This window comes from Asticcacaulis sp. (assembly GCF_051954415.1).
Taxonomy (GTDB): Bacteria; Pseudomonadota; Alphaproteobacteria; order Caulobacterales; family Caulobacteraceae; genus Asticcacaulis.
On record NZ_JBQCHT010000018.1, the window covers coordinates 45,699 to 61,498 of the forward strand.

The 15,800-nt window shown below is 58.9% G+C and carries 12 protein-coding genes; 3 read left to right on the top strand and 9 right to left on the bottom strand.

The window, feature by feature from the left end:
* The first annotated feature begins 89 nt into the window (after positions 1–89).
* Positions 90–1,532, top strand: a complete 1,443-nt coding sequence (tldD, locus tag ACTHND_RS05985) for a metalloprotease TldD (protein WP_440176734.1) — start codon at positions 90–92, stop codon at positions 1,530–1,532.
* A gap of 237 nt (positions 1,533–1,769) precedes the next feature.
* Entirely contained in the window at positions 1,770–3,800 is a 2,031-nt protein-coding gene (locus ACTHND_RS05990) for a hypothetical protein (protein WP_440176736.1), read from the top strand.
* Between the two features lie 175 nt (positions 3,801–3,975).
* On the opposite strand, the gene ACTHND_RS05995 is transcribed toward ACTHND_RS05990, so the two are convergent.
* The 4 genes from ACTHND_RS05995 to ACTHND_RS06010 all read right to left on the bottom strand — a co-directional run bounded on the left by ACTHND_RS05995 (position 3,976) and on the right by ACTHND_RS06010 (position 9,237).
* Entirely contained in the window at positions 3,976–5,862 is a 1,887-nt protein-coding gene (locus ACTHND_RS05995) for a peptide MFS transporter (RefSeq protein WP_440176738.1), read from the bottom strand.
* A gap of 147 nt (positions 5,863–6,009) precedes the next feature.
* A complete protein-coding gene (locus ACTHND_RS06000; RefSeq protein WP_440176851.1) occupies positions 6,010–7,344 on the bottom strand; it encodes a glutamate--cysteine ligase in 1,335 nt (444 codons plus the stop codon).
* A gap of 201 nt (positions 7,345–7,545) precedes the next feature.
* Positions 7,546–8,292, bottom strand: coding sequence for a 16S rRNA (uracil(1498)-N(3))-methyltransferase (locus ACTHND_RS06005; RefSeq protein ID WP_440176740.1), 747 nt, complete (start codon positions 8,290–8,292; stop codon positions 7,546–7,548).
* 24 nt (positions 8,293–8,316) lie between these two features.
* Entirely contained in the window at positions 8,317–9,237 is a 921-nt protein-coding gene (locus ACTHND_RS06010) for an alpha/beta hydrolase (protein ID WP_440176742.1), read from the bottom strand.
* A gap of 159 nt (positions 9,238–9,396) precedes the next feature.
* On the opposite strand from ACTHND_RS06010, the gene ACTHND_RS06015 reads away from it, so the two are divergent.
* A complete protein-coding gene (locus tag ACTHND_RS06015) occupies positions 9,397–10,362 on the top strand; it encodes a calcium/sodium antiporter (RefSeq protein WP_440176744.1) in 966 nt (321 codons plus the stop codon).
* Positions 10,363–10,394: 32 nt separating this feature from the next.
* Here the strand turns inward: ACTHND_RS06015 and ACTHND_RS06020 are convergent, their stop codons facing one another.
* The 5 genes from ACTHND_RS06020 to ACTHND_RS06040 form a co-directional block, all read right to left on the bottom strand.
* Complete coding sequence (locus ACTHND_RS06020; RefSeq protein ID WP_440176746.1) at positions 10,395–12,341, bottom strand: M61 family metallopeptidase; 1,947 nt, start codon at positions 12,339–12,341, stop codon at positions 10,395–10,397.
* 311 nt (positions 12,342–12,652) lie between these two features.
* Positions 12,653–12,952, bottom strand: a complete 300-nt coding sequence (locus ACTHND_RS06025) for a hypothetical protein (RefSeq protein WP_440176748.1) — start codon at positions 12,950–12,952, stop codon at positions 12,653–12,655.
* A 60-nt stretch (positions 12,953–13,012) separates the two neighbouring features.
* Entirely contained in the window at positions 13,013–13,903 is an 891-nt protein-coding gene (locus ACTHND_RS06030) for a pirin family protein (RefSeq protein ID WP_440176750.1), read from the bottom strand.
* The gene (locus tag ACTHND_RS06035; protein ID WP_440176752.1) at positions 13,900–14,997 is read right to left on the bottom strand and encodes a glycosyltransferase family 4 protein; all 1,098 of its coding nucleotides are present in this window, start codon (positions 14,995–14,997) and stop codon (positions 13,900–13,902) included. Before ACTHND_RS06035 ends, ACTHND_RS06030 begins: the two co-directional genes overlap by 4 nt.
* Complete coding sequence (locus ACTHND_RS06040) at positions 14,994–15,647, bottom strand: hypothetical protein (RefSeq protein WP_440176754.1); 654 nt, start codon at positions 15,645–15,647, stop codon at positions 14,994–14,996. The genes ACTHND_RS06035 and ACTHND_RS06040 overlap by 4 nt, the downstream gene beginning before the upstream one ends.
* Positions 15,648–15,800 lie beyond the last annotated feature (153 nt).

The following is a 15,800-nucleotide window of genomic DNA, read 5'->3' on the forward strand; positions in this document are numbered from 1 at the left end:
ATTTCGCCAACAAAATCTGAGTTTGTCATGGCCAAGGGCGTCCGTCATGCCTAAATAGGAGGCTGTAGTTACTTTAATGAAGATTTCCCATGGCTGACTCCCTTGACGCTTCCAACGCTACTTATGAACAGGATTGGGGCGATTTCGATCTCGCCAGCGCTCACAGTGTCCTTGAAGAGGCGCTAAAGGGCGCCGATGACGGCGAAATCTTCATCGAGAAACGCGAATCCGAATCCCTGATGTTCGATGACGGCCGCCTGAAGGCGTCGGCCTATGGCGCCGACCAGGGCTTTGGTTTGCGCGTCGTGGCCGGTGAAACCATCGGCTTCGCCAACAGCGCCGAACTGTCGCTAGATGCCGTCAACCGCGCCGCCGAGGCCGCCGTGCTGGCCAAGGCTGGCAAGCCGGTCAATGTCAGCCTGACCAGCAATCCAGTGCGCTCCAACCAGTCCTATTACCAGGCCCATGATCCGCTGGGCGAAATGGCTTTTGCCGACAAGATCGCGCTGCTCCAGGCCATGGACGCCTATGCCCGCCAGAAACATTCCGGCGTCGTGCAGGTCTCGGCCTCGCTGGCCTGCGACAAGCGCGCCATCACCATCCTGCGGTCGGGTGGTGAACTCTATCACGATTACCGCCCCCTCGTACGCCTGAATGTCAGCGTGTCGGTCGAGCGCAATGGCCGGCGCGAGACAGCTTCTTCCGGCGGTGGCGGACGTATCTCGTGGTTTGATATCACCGCGCCGGAAAAGTGGCAGGCCCAGGTCGACGAGGCCATTCGCCAGGCGCTGGTCAATATTGACGCCGTTGCCGCGCCGGCGGGCGAAATGGATATCGTGCTTGGGCCAGGCTGGCCGGGCGTTCTGCTGCATGAAGCCGTCGGTCACGGCTTAGAAGGCGATTTCAACCGCAAGGGCACTTCTGCTTTTTCCGGCAAGATGGGCAAGCAGGTCGCCGCCAAAGGCGTCACCATCGTCGATGACGGCACCGTGCCCGATGCGCGCGGGTCGCTCAATATTGACGACGAAGGTACGGCGACGTCCTGCACGACATTGATAGAGGACGGCATCCTGGTCGGCTATATGCACGACCGCCTCTCCGCCCGCCAGATGGGCGCGAAGGCTACCGGTAATGGTCGCCGCCAGTCCTATGCCCACCAGCCCCTGCCCCGCATGACCAATACCTTCATGCGCGGAGGCAGTGACAAACTGGACGACATGATCGCCAACACGAAGAAGGGCCTCTATGCCGTCAATTTCGGCGGCGGCCAGGTCGATATCACCAACGGCAAGTTCGTCTTCCAATGCACCGAAGCCTATCTGATCGAGGACGGCAAGGTCGGCGCACCGGTCAAGGGCGCTACCCTGATCGGCGACGGTCCGGCGGCGATGTCGCAGGTCGACATGATCGGCGACGACTTCAAGTTCGATCCCGGTGTCGGCACCTGCGGCAAGGCCGGCCAGAGCCTGCCTGTGGGAATCGGCCAGCCGTCCCTGCGCATTCGCGGCCTGACGGTCGGCGGCACCAGCTAACTCGGTTTTACATTAAATCTCTGTCACAATACGGCGGCAAAAAGGCGGAGAAATCGCAATCGAAATTCACAATAGCGCACTGATATTATTAAAATTTATATCAACTACGCTCCGCGCCTGCAATTCGTTTCGATTGAAATTGTTACGGCCATTTAACTTGTCACGAACCTTCCCGCAGGTATGCCATGCCCCAACGGACGCCGCGCCCATTCGGCGTCCCACCGGGGAAGACCATTCATGCGCCTGCGTAACTCCACTGCCCTCGCCGCCATTTGGCTGGCGCTCGCCACCGGCACCGCCGTTCAGGCCGCCGAGGCCCCGTCTGCGCCCATAACGGTCAGTGCCGCCGGGCCGGTTCAGACCTTCCAGCCCGCATACTTTCTCGAATTCCAGGTCTCTACCGCGTTCGACATGGTGCTGCATGTGCCGGGCTTTGTCTTCGATGGCGGTGAAAGCGCGCGCGGCTTTTCCGGCACGGCTGGCAATGTGCTGATCGACGGCCAGCGCCCGACCACCAAGGCCGATCTGGGCAATACCCTGTCCAACATCAATTCCGCCCAGGTCGATCATCTCGAACTGATCACCGGCGGTGCGCCCGGCATTGACATGCACGGCCATCGCCAGATCGTCAACGTGGTGCGCAAGACCGACGCCAAGCCGAATTTCTCGGCGCTCGGCATCTATCGAAATCTCGATGGCAATACCAATGCCGGCGTCCTGCTCTTCACCTATAATGATAACCGCAACGGCAAAAGCACGGATATCACAGCAGATATTTTCAATTTCTTCGATAACGGCGCGCAGAATGGCCGGCGGGTAACGACCGACAACACGGGCCAGAAAATCCTCAATATGTACCAACACGCCGGCGGCACCGGTATCGAATCACAGGCATCGCACTCACGTCCGCTATTCGGCGGCAAGATCACCTTCAACGGCACCTATAACCCCTCCATCTATCGCCAGACCGTGGCCTACGATCAGGATGGGGCCATGGGTTATGAAACCTTCATGGAGAAGGACATACCCAGCGAACTGGGCAGCCAGTATGAACGTGCGTTCGGCCACGGTCTCAATCTGAACCTCAATGTCCTCAGCCGACATGAACGCATCCATGACATAGATATCTATACCGACCAGACCGGTACTGCCGATTATCGCGCCCTCAGCCTGACCAATGAGCGCATTCTCAACGGTCGGCTGAGCTGGGAAAGGAACGACCGCCTGACCCTGGCCGTCGGCACGGAGAGCGTATTCAATAGTCTGGACCGCGATTCATCCTTCGTGATGAACGCCACCAGCCCCAATGTGCCCACCGATCATGTGCGGGTGCAGGAAGACCGGACGGAATCCTTCGTCTCGGCCAACTGGAAGGCGACAAAAAAACTGAGCTTTGAGGGCGAGTTGAAGGTAGAAACCTCAACCATTGCCGTGCCGGCGGCCGATCGCTCCGACTCCTTCACCTATTACAAGCCGCGCTTCCAGGCGGTTTATGCCTTCAGCGACAAGACAAAGCTAAGCTGGAAAACGATCCGCCAGGTCGACCAATTAAGCTTCAATGGTTTCGCGTCGTCAGTTCAGCTTGAGACCAACCATGTCACCCTGGGCAACAGTAATCTGGTGCCGCAGAAGGACTGGATGAACACCCTTATTCTGGAGCAGTCCTTCTGGGACAAGGGCGCCGTCAGCATTGCGCTGGAGCATTATGATTATCAGGACACCGCCGACTTCATCGCTGTGGTCGATAATGGTGACATCTATACGGCCAGCGGCAACATCGGCACCGCGCAGGGCGACTTTGTCCACCTTAAGCTGGATACGCCCCTCGATCGCTTCCATATTCCGCACGGCACACTCAGCCTCGACTGGCTCTATCGCCAGTCAAAGGTAAAAGACCCGATCACCGGCAGAGACCGCCGGATTTCGGGCATGGAGCCGCATATCTATTCGGCCAGCTTCAGCCAGGAATTTCCGAAATCCGGCACAAGCTGGGGTATCGATCTGGAAAGCGCCGGGAAGAACCGTAATTATCTGGCCAACGAGTTGACCGACGCTCATTTCGATCCGTGGACGCAGGTGTGGTTCCAGTACAAGACGCCTGGCAAGCTGACCTTCAAGGCCATGCTGAAGAACCCGCTGAACCTGCGCTTTACCCTTGATCGCACGGTTTATGAGGGCCTGCGCGGCCTGTCGCCGATCGCTTTCACCCAGCACACGACAACCAAGATCCCGCCAATTCTGGAACTGAGGCTGAAGAAGGATTTCTGACTTACCGGGCCTGGGGCCCCATAGCTTACAAGAGCTATACTCCTGTATCGCTAAACCCCACAAACCTTGCCTTTATTCCAAAGAAAAACCCGGCCCTTAGAGCCAGGCTTTTCTTTGGAAAGAGAGAAGACTTGGGGCCGCAAGAAACGTTCTTTGGACCCAAAACCCCAGAAGTTTAGACAACCTCCGTTGTGCCTTCATCCACCGTCTTGGTAGTGTCATTGGCACCATAGGACCACTTCTTCAGCACGAAGCTCAGCAGGAAGAAAACCACGCCGATACCAACACCCAGCCAGCCGATGAACTGGAAGGTATCCAGCGACGACATCAGGGCCGACTTGTTATCCAGCACCTTGCCACCGACCGTCTCAGTCGAGGCGAAGGTCGAGATAATGGCGGCGACATACTGGCCAAGCGATGCCCCCAGGAACCAGATGGCCATCATGGTGGCCACAATCGTCGGCGGCGACAGCTTGGTCTGCTGCGACAGCCCAACCGGCGACAGGCTCAGTTCACCGATGGTGTGGAAGAAGTAGGTCAGCAGCAGGAAGAAGGCCGGCAAACGCCAGTTGGCATCAGCCAGAGGCGCGGCCCAGACCAGCACCAGAAAGCCCAGGCCGACATTCAGCAGGCCGAAAGCAAACTTCTTGACCGGATCGGGGTCCATATTGCGATTGCCGAGGAAGGTGAAGATCGCCGCGAAGACCGGTGCCAGGATGAGGATAAAGCCGGCATTGAAGGTCTGGGTCTGCGAGGCGGTCATACCCATGTCGATCCAGATCGAACCGGCCGGCACCGTCATGGCCGCCAGTTGTTCCTGCGAGGCCAGTACGAACTTGCCGATTAGCATCGGCGCCTTCATGATGTTGAGGTCGGTATTGCGCTCGGCGAACAGGGACAGCGACGATCCCGCCTGCTCAAACAGGGCGAAGAAGATGGCCGAGGCGCCGGACAGGATCATGGCCAGGCCCAGCCGGAAGCGTTCCTGGACATTGTACTTGGTGAACATCTGGATGAAGACATATATGATGATCGCCACCATGCCGACCGTCAAAGCCGTGCCGACGATCTTGTTCTTCTGCACCAGGAAGAAGATCACCGGCACCATGGCGAAGCCGAACAGATAGATCAGGTTTTCCTTGGAGATCCCGGCCACCTTTTCCTTGAGCACTTCCGGCTTCGGCGGCTCGCCCTTGCCTTGCAGCCAGGATTTGCCAAGCGTGAACATGATCAGGCCGGCAAGCATCCCGACCCCGGCCAGGCCGAAGCCCGCCCACCAGCCGACATTCTCACCGAGATAGCCACACAGCGCCGCCGCCCAGAAAGAACCGAGATTGATGCCGTAATAATAGAACTGGAAACCAGCGTCGCGGCGCGGATCCTTGTCCGGATAGAGCTGGCCGACAATCGAGGAAATGTTCGGCTTCATGAAACCGACGCCCATGATGATCAGCGACACCGACAGATAGAAGGCTTGCTCCGCCCACGGCGTGGCCACCTTCATGCCCTTGGTGAACGAACCAGCGGGCAGATCGGCCGGGATCGGCGCCCCTGCCGGCAGCCCCTCGACATGATAGCCGCCATCCGGACGGCCGGACCAGTCATAGCGATGATCGCCGACCTGTAGCTTGACGGCGCGGTCCTGGCCCTTGCCTTCGACAACGAATTCATAGGTATGGCCCTGATAGGTCAGGGTATCGACATTGGCCTTACCCTCGAAGGCCATGCCGAAGTGACCGGCCACCAGCAGGATAGCGCCAAAAACGATAGCCTTACGCGTGCCCAGCCAGCGGTCGGCAATCAGGCCGCCCAGCAGCGGCAAAAGATATATAAGCGTGGTGTAAGAACCATACTGCGCATTGGCGTGTTCATCGGTGAAGAGGAAATGGCGAACCAGATAATAGATCAGCAGGGCGCGCATACCGTAGTAGGAAAAGCGTTCCCACATCTCGGCAAAGAAGCAGACGAACAGCCCCTTCGGGTGGTTACGCATCTGCAAAAGGACGGGGATGGCGGTCAGGATCGTTACCAGAATCCCGGCCGCAATGACGATATTGATCATGCTGTTTTAACTCGCAAAGGAAGGTGGCTCAGATCCTTCGCTCAGCGAGGTCGTTGCCTTTTTTACGACAAGACCAGCAAATTAAGCCCTTGGCAAGCATAAGAGTCGCTGCACATGCGAAACTGTATACGATTCTAGCGCTTTATTTTAATAAGCTTCCTGCTCATACAGCTTACGGAAATCGCCCTGCCAGACACCATTGAACTTTTCCAGCAGACGATCGGCCGGCGTAAGCCCGCTGTCGGCGATCTCGAACAGTTCGGTTAGGTAACCCGTTTCATCAACCATTCCGCCAGACAGGCGATTACGGTTCTTCAGGCCCTGTTTGGCGATTTCCAGCACATCCATTGCCCAGTCCTTGACCGGACGACCGGCGATTGCGCCCTCAAGGCCGGTCTTCGCCGCCATGCCGCGCAGGGTGTTGTGATCGTCATTCGTCCATCCCTTGACAAGTTCCCAGGCCGCTTCCAGCGACGGTTGGTCATAGAGCAGGCCCGCCCACAGCGCCGGCAGGGCGCACAATCGGCCCCACGGACCGGCATCGGCGCCGCGCATTTCGAGGTACTTCTTGAGACGCACTTCCGGAAACAGGGTCGTTAGATGGTCGGCCCAATCATCCATGGTCGGCAATTCGCCCGGCAGCGCCGGCAGTTCGCCCTTGAGGAAAGCCTTGAAGTCCTGGCCAGAAGCATCGATATAGCCGCCGTTCGCCGCCCCCTCGCGCTTGACGAAATACATCGGCACATCGAGCGCGTATCTGGCGTAGCGCTCGAAACCGAAGCCATCCTCGAACACGAAATCGAGCATACCGGTGCGGTCCGGATCAGTGTCAGTCCACACATTGGCGCGCGCCGACAGGAAACCGCTCGGCTTGCCTTCGATAAAGGGCGAATTGGCAAACAGCGCCGTGGCGATCGGTTGCAGGGCCAGCGAGGTGCGGAATTTCAGCACCATATCGGCCTCGTCGCCATAGTCGAGATTGGCCTGCACCGTACAGGTGCGCAGCATCATATCGAGCCCCAGCTTGCCGACCTTCGGCATATAGGCGCGCATGATATTATAGCGCCCCTTGGGCATGACCGGCGTTTCCTCGCGCGTCCACAGCGGCGAGAAACCCAGACCGATAAAGCCCAATTTCAGTTCGGAAGCTACCGTCTTGACCTCTTCCAGGTGCTGGCCGGTCTCGTTGCAGATATCATGGATGGTTTCCAGCGGCGCGCCCGAAAGCTCGAACTGGCCGCCCGGTTCCAGGGTCACCGAGGCCCCGTTCTTCAGCAGGGCGATGATCTTGCCGTTTTCGTAATAGGGCTTCCAGCCAAAGCGCTCCAGCCCCACCAGCATAGCCTCGATGCCATCCGGGCCTTCATAGGTCGGGCGGCGCAAGGTATCGAGATGGAAGGCGAACTTCTCGTGTTCCGCGCCGATGCGCCAATTCTCGCGCGGCTTGTTACCGGCTTCAAAATAGCTGACCAGATCGGCCATGGTGCGGACAGGTTCCGCCTTAGAAGTCTCAGCCACGCGCCCTGCCCTCTCAATATTGCAAGCGGGGCTTATATGGGCCGCGTTTGTGTAACTGGCAAGGTGACAACTGCTTTTTAGCCGCTCAATCGGCGCGAGCCTCCTCGCAATTGCCCAATATCGTTTCTTGGCGGGCGGTTCCCCTTGCCGCCTTACAGGCGGAGATTACTTCCAGTCCCCGAGCGATGCCTGATAGAGGGTCAGGGCGGAAATGGCCGCGGTATCTGCACGCAGGATGCGCGGACCGAGATTGACCGGATAGACGTTTTCCATGGCGCGCAAGGTCTGGCGCTCATTATTGTCAAAGCCGCCTTCGGGTCCGATCAGGATCGCCGCGCGCTTGCTTGTCAATGGTGACAGAACCTCCAGCAGAGGCCGGGTGCGGCGTTCATCGCCTTCGTGCGTACTGTCCTCATCGCCGAAAATAATCGCCTCCACATCCGGTGCCGCCAGAAAGGCATCGAGTTTGATAGGCGCCAGAATTTCCGGCACATCCAGCCGCTCGGTCTGTTCGGCGGCTTCCTGGGCGATGATCTTAAGACGCTCCAGCTTGACATGATCCGATTGGGTGCGGCGGGTCATCAACAGTTGAATCCGCGACGCTCCCAGTTCGGTGGCCTTCTCGATAATATACTCCAGCGGCGAGCGCTTGATCAGCGCCACGGCCAGAACCGGTCCCTTGAGCCTTGGCTGCGATTTGGTCTGTTCGGTTAGTCTCAAAACAACAAGGCGCTTTCCCGCCTCGGCAATTTCCGCCGTCCATTCACCGTCGCGGCCGTTGAACACCCAGACCTGATCCCCCGCGCCCTTGCGCATCACGGAGGTTAGATAGCGCCCCTGGTCAATATTGAGCGGCAGCATCAGCCCCACACTAAAGGTGGGTGTCGGTTCGGAGATGTAGAGGCGGATCATAACCCCGGTTTAGCGCCTAACCCTTCACCTGCCAAGATGCGCGCTCATAAAGCCATCGACCTTGTCCGTATATTCACCCGGCAGGCCAAGCTCGCTGTTGACCTCGCCGTGTTTCAGATTTTGTTCCACAACCGGAGCCGTCTGTCCGACCGCTTTCAGGCGGGCGGCGAAGTCGCGGCTTTGCCCACAGGAATCATCCGGGCGTTTCAGCGCGCAGACCAGCATCATCGGCACCGCATCCGCCGCGATATGCAGTGCCGGCGACAGGCCGGCCCAATAAGCTGGATCGGTGCCGAAGGCATCATCATAAAGCTGCGGGTGCTTACGGTTCATGACCGAGGCCACATCATAGGCGGCGCTGTCGAGCACCACTGTGCCGGACCAGTTATGCCCCCCGGCCTTGCGGACGCGCGACGGGTCGCCCGAAAGCAGGGCCACCAGATGCGCGCCGGCGGAATGGCCCATCAGGATGAGCTTACTGCCATCGCCGCCCCATTCGCTGGCGTGTCCCTGCACATAGGCGACGGCCGCCGCCACGTCCTGGGCCTGCACATCAACCTTGGCTTCCGGCAACATGCGGTAATCGATGCTGACAAAGATATAGCCTTTTGGTAGCCAGCGTTTGACCTTGTTCTCCACCACGCCGGCCATGTTCTTGTCGCCGATCCGCCAACCGCCGCCGTGCACCATGACGATGACCGGCGCGTGATCGGGATGCGGCGGCAGATAGACTTCCATGGTCTGATCGGGATTATCCCCATAGCTGGCGCTGCGTTGGGTAGCGCCCGGCATCAGCTTTCCGGCATCCGGCGGCGGCGTGGCGGCGGATTTTGTCTTGATGCGTTCGATCAGGCGCTGACGAAGCAACTGCGCTTCTGCAGGAACCGCCAAAGCAGAGAAGACTGAGACACAGCCCACAAGGGCAAGCAGGCGAAGACGGGACATGTAACCCTCCAGGATAAGCTGGCCGGAGGCTAAATCCGACCACATGACTGCATGATGAACAGAATGCCTCTGGGAGCGAAATCGTATGTCCGGTATCCGGTTTTGCTTATCCCGGCCTTTCAGACATGGTAAACATGTCCCCATGAACGGGAGGGGCGCATGGAGTTCATTACAGCTCACATAAACTATGTTTTGGTTGCCGGCGGCCTGCTGGGCCTGTTGCTCGGCGGCGAAGCCCTGATCCGCGGCGCTGTCGCCCTGGCGGAATCGCTTAAGATTCCTAAGCTCATTATCGGCCTGACCATTATCGGCTTCGGCACCTCCATGCCCGAACTGCTGGTCGCCCTGCAATCGGTACAGCAAGGCGCGCCAGATGTGGCCGTGGGCAATGTCGTCGGCTCGAACATCGCCAATGTCCTGCTGATCTTAGGCGTCGGCGCCCTGCTGCGGCCGATCGCCACCACCGCCCGCAATGTCCGGCGCGAAGCCCTGATCATGCTCGTGGTCACCGGCGCCCTGACCTGGCTGGCCTGGGTCAGCGTCCTGTCACAACGCGACGGCCTGATTATGGTCGGCGCGCTCGTGGCCTATTTGCTCCTGGTCTACCTGCTGGAAGGCCGCAAGGGCGAGGAAGACATCGCGCCGAAAGTCAGCCTGTCGCCCTGGGTGGCTGTCATCTGGATGGTCGCCGGACTGGCGGCTCTGATCGCCGGCGCCGATGGCCTGGTGCGTGGCGCCACCGCCATCGCCCGTGATTTCGGTGTTTCCGATGCTGTTATCGGGCTGTCGCTGGTAGCGGTGGGCACCTCCCTGCCCGAACTGACCGTCACCATCCTCAGCGCGATCCGCCGTCAGAACGAAATGGCGCTCGGTAATGTGCTGGGCAGCAATATCTTCAATATACTGGGGATTCTCGGCATCACCGCCGCCGTCCATCCGCTTTCGATTGCACCGCATTTCCTCCATGTCGACCTGCCGCTGATGCTGGCTGCGGCCGTCTGCCTGTCGGCCATCATCCTGCGGCGCCAGCCGATCGGGCGCCTGGCGGGTTTTTTGTTCCTGCTGGCCTATGGCGGCTATATGGCCTGGCTGGTGAAGGGACCGGCCCTGCTGGGGCTGCATTAAAAAAGGCGGGCTTTGCGGCCCGCCTTTTTATTCTACTTCTTCTCCGCCAGAATATCATCCAGCAGGGCCGGCTTGCCCTCGATCCGTTGCAGGACCGGATAGCGCAAACCGCCGTGATAATCGATCTTCACGGTCTTGTAGTTGTCGTCCGACTTCACGATCAGTTCGATCGGGTCAGTGCCGGTCTTGGCATCGGTGATGGCCTTCTTGAGCAGGTCCATATCAAACGCCTTGCCATTGACTGCCACCAGAGTCATGCCCGGAGTCAGGCCGGCCTTGAAGGCCGGGCTGTCCCACAGCTCGGACATGATGCTGTTGTCCTTGCCACTGACCGAGAAGCCGATCGAATAGTTCAGATTGGAATATTTACGCAAGGATTCCAGTGACTTGAAATAATCGGTCGGGGTTTCCTGATAGACCAGCTTGTAGCCGCCGCGGGTGATACCATCGGTCGGCGCCGCGCCATCATTGTTCTGGCCGTAGCCATAAACACGGGCCTTCAGGAAGCTGTCCCAGTCATAGGCGTAGACGCTGTTCAACGTCTTGACCACGTCGTCAAAGGTGTAGGTCGTCTCGCCCCAGTCACCATTCTTAATGCCGAAGAAGGCTTTGGCGAAATCGTCTAGCGACTTCTTGCCACCGGTCTTCTCGCGGATCAGGGTGTCGGCATCGAGCCAGATCATCAGACCTTCGTTGTAATAGTCTTCCGAGCGCTGCATCGAGGTCCAGTTCTGCGGGCTGCGCGACGAGATGATCGGATCATTGGTGGTGTCGATCAGCGGACGCCACTTGCGGCCCGGCAGGTTGTCATAGGAGGCGAAGATCATCGCCAGGGCGCCCAGATCCTGATCCTTGCTGAGCAGGCCCGAACGCCCGGCCAGCATATAGCCCCAGTACTGCGTCTGACCTTCATAGACCCAGAGCAGCGAATCACGCATCGGCACCTGGAAATTCGGCGTCCAAAGATCAGCTCCGCGGCGGAACTTGCCGTTCCATGAGTGGGTATATTCATGCGCCAGCAGGTCGCGGCCCACGAAGGCCGTCTTCCAGTCTGTCAGGTACTTTTCCGACACGCTGTTCTCGGACGAGCGGTGATGCTCAAGGCCAATGCCGCCGATCGTATCGGAGGCCGCCACCAGGAAATCGTAATGATTATAATGGTGTGCGCCATAAAGCTTATAAGCCTGTTCAATCAGCTTCCTGTGGATGGCGATGACATCATCCGGCGCATTGAGCATGTCCGGCGCATCGGCCATGATGTTCAGGCGCACTGGCGTATCACTGCCCTTCGGCGTCAGATCCCAGGTCTTGAAATAACGCCCTGCATAGACCGGCGAATCGATCAGGGTGTCATAGTCGGTCGTCTTGAAGACGATGGTGTCGCCGGACTTGCTGTCGGTTTCCAGCCCGGTGGCGTAGCCGAAGCCGGCCGGCACTTTGAGCGTAGCCTGCACCGGAATCTGCTTAGCGTAATAGCCGGCCGGATACATCGAGGCGAAATTCCATTGCAGATCGACCATATCCGCTGTCATGGTGATGCGGCCGGCGCTCGAGGTCACCGGCGCCAGGTACTTGAACGCCACCTCGACCGTTTTAGCACCTTCCGGCACGGTGATATGGAAGGCGTTCATGTCGAGTTGATCGCGCAGCCAGTTGAGGCGCTGGCCATTGGCGGTGATGATGATATCGGCGACGCGGCTCAGTTCGGTGCCCGGCGAATGATGGCCCGGCAGCCATTTCGGCAGCATCAGCACCATGTCGCCGCTTTTGACGACGGGTACGGTTTCATTGACCTGGAAAATCCGGTGATCAAGGTCGGTGGCGTCCACCGTGACCTGCAAGGTGCCGGGATAGGGGATATTCTGCGGCTGCTCGACCGGCACAGCGGGCGGCGCCATTTCTTGTGAAAACGCGGCCGGAGCCAGGACCGCAGACATCAGCGCCAGTGCGCTGACCAAACTCAAACCGTATTTTTTCATGAAACCCTGACTGACGCTGGAACACCCCGGAGGACAACCAACCAAGCGCAACTTGTATCTTTTGTAAAGATGTCGGGCGAAACATTACCGATGTGTAATGCGACAATGGTCATCTTGTTCGTTTAGAGCGGCGATAGCGCCAGCTGACATGTCGATAACATGTGCTGGCTACTTCGCAACCTGGGCACGTGTTGATCGTTCGGGAAAGCCGTTTATCCTGTCTTGCCCTCACTATTATCGCCTCGGCAAGGCCATAAGCGAGGAACTTGCCCTACGTATTTTTAAGCAAATCAAGATTTTTATTTCGCAATTTACAGCAATGAAACAATTTTCAATACTTTATTCATATCAATGACATTTCCGTCATTAGAATCCCGCCATACAACTGGAACCCTAGTATATAAGGCTGGATATTCCAATATACCTGAAAATTGCTCCTCCCAGGTGTCCCACACAGGCTCATTTCGTCCAAAATCGTTTATTTTTTCAACATAAAATCTCCACCCCTTAATCCCGCCATCACTATAAGGCTCAGCTACTGCTTCACGGTAAATTCCCATAAGCAATTTTTCTGGCTCAGTGATTATTGAGATAACGCTGAAGTTTTCCAAACTATTTATATTCATTTGAATCTGGCACACAGCAGGCGGGATATCTGGGCTATTTGTAACTCATTCCGGCAGCGGAATAAACTCCACTTCATCGCCGGGCACCTTCGGAAAGGCGATGCCATCCTGTGCCTGCCAGTCGGCCTTCGCCAGTTCGATGCGTTCCGGCCGCGACGATACGAAGTTCCAGTAGATATGACGCTCCGTCAGGGGCTCGCCGCCGATCATGACGAAATGGGCGTCATCCAGGGCCGTGATCTGCACCGCCGCGCCCGGTGCCAAAACCGCCATTTCATAGGGCTCCAGTCGCTGACCATCGATCTCGATAGCGCCGCTGCACGCATAGACGGCGCGTTCCTCGGCAGTCAAAGGCGCCTCCACGCGCTTGCCCGCCTTAAGCCGGAACTCGGCATAGAAGGTCCTGGCATAGGTCTTCACCGGAGAGGTCAGGCCGAACGCCTCCCCCATCATGACGCGGACGGACAAGCCGTCTTCAGTGATGCCGGGAATTTCATCGGCATCATAGTGGTAAAAGGCCGGATCGATTTCCTCATCGGCTTCCGGCAAGGCCAGCCACAGTTGCAGGCCGTCGAGATGGCGCGTTCTGCCTTGCGCCTCTTCTTCCTCGCGTTCGGAATGGGTAATGCCCTTCCCCGCCACCATCAGGTTGATATCGCCTGGCTTGATCACCGAACGCGTGCCCAGCGAATCGCGGTGCAGGATATTGCCGGCGAACAGATAGGTGACCGTGGCCAGGTTGATATGCGGATGCGGCCGCACATTGATGCCGATGCCCGGCGCGAAATCCGCCGGTCCCATATGGTCGAAGAAGATCCACGGCCCCACCATGCGGTGTTTGGCGAAGGGCAGCACGCGCCGCACCTTGAAGCCCCCCAGATCCTTTTCCCGCGCCGGGATGATCAGGCTGATCGTATCTGGAAGGGTTTCGCTCATCTCTTGTCTCCTGTCAGGCCCAGAATGACCTCATACCGGCCCACCGCCACGCTCCAGGCGAATTCGGTCCAGAACCGCTTCTGCGCGGCGCTGCCCAGGCGGCGCTGCAAAGCCGCGTCATCTAGCAGATGTCGCAGGGCATTGGTCAAGCTGTCAATGTCCTCCCCGTCGACAATCACGCCGGTTTCTCCGTCCAGGACCACATCAGCAACGCCGCCCGCCTTCCCGGCCACAACCGGTACGCCACAGGCTGCCACCTCCAGGAAGGCCGGAACGAACGCGTCCACACCCGAAGCATCCGGCCGGTTCGGCAGCACGAACACCCGCGCCTGCCGGATCAGTTCCGCCCTCGCCGTATCCGACACATAGCCGTGGAAATTCACCTGCCCGGAAACCCCCAGCGCCCCCGCCAGTTCGGAGAGACGCTGGCTGTCCTCGCCCTGGCCCACCACATCGAGCATCAGCCGTGGATATTGTGGCTTCAGCGCCGCCAGGGCGCCGATCACCTGATCAATGCCTTTTCGCGGCTCAAGACGGGCAATGCACAGCAAACGGTCACCCGAAACATGCGGCCTTAGCCCCAAATGCGCGCCTTGTGGCGGCGTAACGCCCGGCAGGACGATATCCACCGGCGTTTGTCCGGCCATGGGGCGCGCCAGTCCCGCTGTAAACTCTGAATTGGCAACAACCACATCAGCCCTCGCCAATACCGACCGGATACGCCCCTGCTGCGCCTTATCGGCATATTCGTTGCCATGCGCCAGGCAGACAACGCGAACCCCTTTCAAGGCTTTGCGGGGCAGGCTTTCCAGGCTTCTCCAGCTATCGGCCACCACTGTAGTGACACCGCCGCGAGCGATCCGGCGCCGGATCGCGCCGGCCATCTTCATCCGCCGCCAGAACCGCGGCCCACCGAAGCGATGGATGGCATAACGCCGCGAGGCATCGAACGCCTTCACCGCCGCCAGCCGGCTTTCACGGCAATAGACCTCCGCCGGGTGTCCGCGCAGGGTCAGGGCATGGACTAGCCCTGTCATCAGGGCGGGCGCAACACCGGCTTCCGGCAGGAAGGTCTGGGCAACGAACAGGATCATCTGCGCCGCCTCTTCCGGCTATGTGTTTTTTTGGTTTTCAGCGGCACGTCTGCAACCGGTGATTTCGTTGCGGTCGGCGGCAGCAGTTCAATCGTTGTGGCCAGAGGCACCTCCAGATGCGCCACCTCATCGCGTGCCACGGCCTTGATTGTGTAGATGCCCGGCTTGTCCTGCGGATCGAACGACATCAGCACCACCTTGGTGCGGTTGTCGAAAACGCGCTTACCATCCCCCACCGGACCGCGCACGGCCGCCAGGTGACTGTAATCGCTGGCGGCATAGATCTGACCGTCAGGCGTCAGAACCCTCAGATCGTAAGTCACCTCGCCCGTGCCGCTGCTGTCGGCGCTGAGGCCGGTAAAAACCACCTTGATCGCCAGTTGCGCACCCGGTTCGGCGCGGGCCACGCGGCTGATCTGGCGCGCGCCGCCGTCCACCTTGTCGAATTCGGTCAGTTGCGATTGCGGAATGACGATCACCATGGCGGAAAAGCCACCGTTGTGATCTGGAAAGCCTGTTTTCGGGTCGTATTCCACCGCGCCCGGCTTTTCCGGCATAAGCGTTACACCAGCGCCGGCTGGCGCCGTCACGGGTCCAAACACAATGCCCAGCGCCACAACCTGTGCAGCCGTTTTCCATGCCTTCTGCATTTTTCCCCCAGGGATCGCCGAGGGCGGTCCGCGTTTGTAACTATCCATTTTGCGTCACACTATCGTCATTAACCAAAAAAGCCCCTGTTTCCAAAGGGAAACAGGGGCTGAGGTGAATTTTTAGGGAGTTGAGACGCTTGTCAGGCGAATCCG

Excerpts from the sequence above, each read along its gene's own strand:
- ACTHND_RS06010 (WP_440176742.1), bottom strand. The coding sequence starts at position 9,237 with ATGTCCCGTCTTCGCCTGCTTGCCCTTGTGGGCTGTGTCTCAGTCTTC.
- ACTHND_RS06035 (WP_440176752.1), bottom strand. The coding sequence starts at position 14,997 with ATGATCCTGTTCGTTGCCCAGACCTTCCTGCCGGAAGCCGGTGTTGCG.
- ACTHND_RS05990 (WP_440176736.1), top strand. The coding sequence starts at position 1,770 with ATGCGCCTGCGTAACTCCACTGCCCTCGCCGCCATTTGGCTGGCGCTC.
- ACTHND_RS06000 (WP_440176851.1), bottom strand. The coding sequence starts at position 7,344 with ATGGCCGATCTGGTCAGCTATTTTGAAGCCGGTAACAAGCCGCGCGAG.
- tldD (WP_440176734.1), top strand. The coding sequence starts at position 90 with ATGGCTGACTCCCTTGACGCTTCCAACGCTACTTATGAACAGGATTGG.
- ACTHND_RS05995 (WP_440176738.1), bottom strand. The coding sequence starts at position 5,862 with ATGATCAATATCGTCATTGCGGCCGGGATTCTGGTAACGATCCTGACC.
- ACTHND_RS06005 (WP_440176740.1), bottom strand. The coding sequence starts at position 8,292 with ATGATCCGCCTCTACATCTCCGAACCGACACCCACCTTTAGTGTGGGG.
- ACTHND_RS06020 (WP_440176746.1), bottom strand. The coding sequence starts at position 12,341 with ATGAAAAAATACGGTTTGAGTTTGGTCAGCGCACTGGCGCTGATGTCT.
- ACTHND_RS06030 (WP_440176750.1), bottom strand. The coding sequence starts at position 13,903 with ATGAGCGAAACCCTTCCAGATACGATCAGCCTGATCATCCCGGCGCGG.
- ACTHND_RS06040 (WP_440176754.1), bottom strand. The coding sequence starts at position 15,647 with ATGCAGAAGGCATGGAAAACGGCTGCACAGGTTGTGGCGCTGGGCATT.
- ACTHND_RS06015 (WP_440176744.1), top strand. The coding sequence starts at position 9,397 with ATGGAGTTCATTACAGCTCACATAAACTATGTTTTGGTTGCCGGCGGC.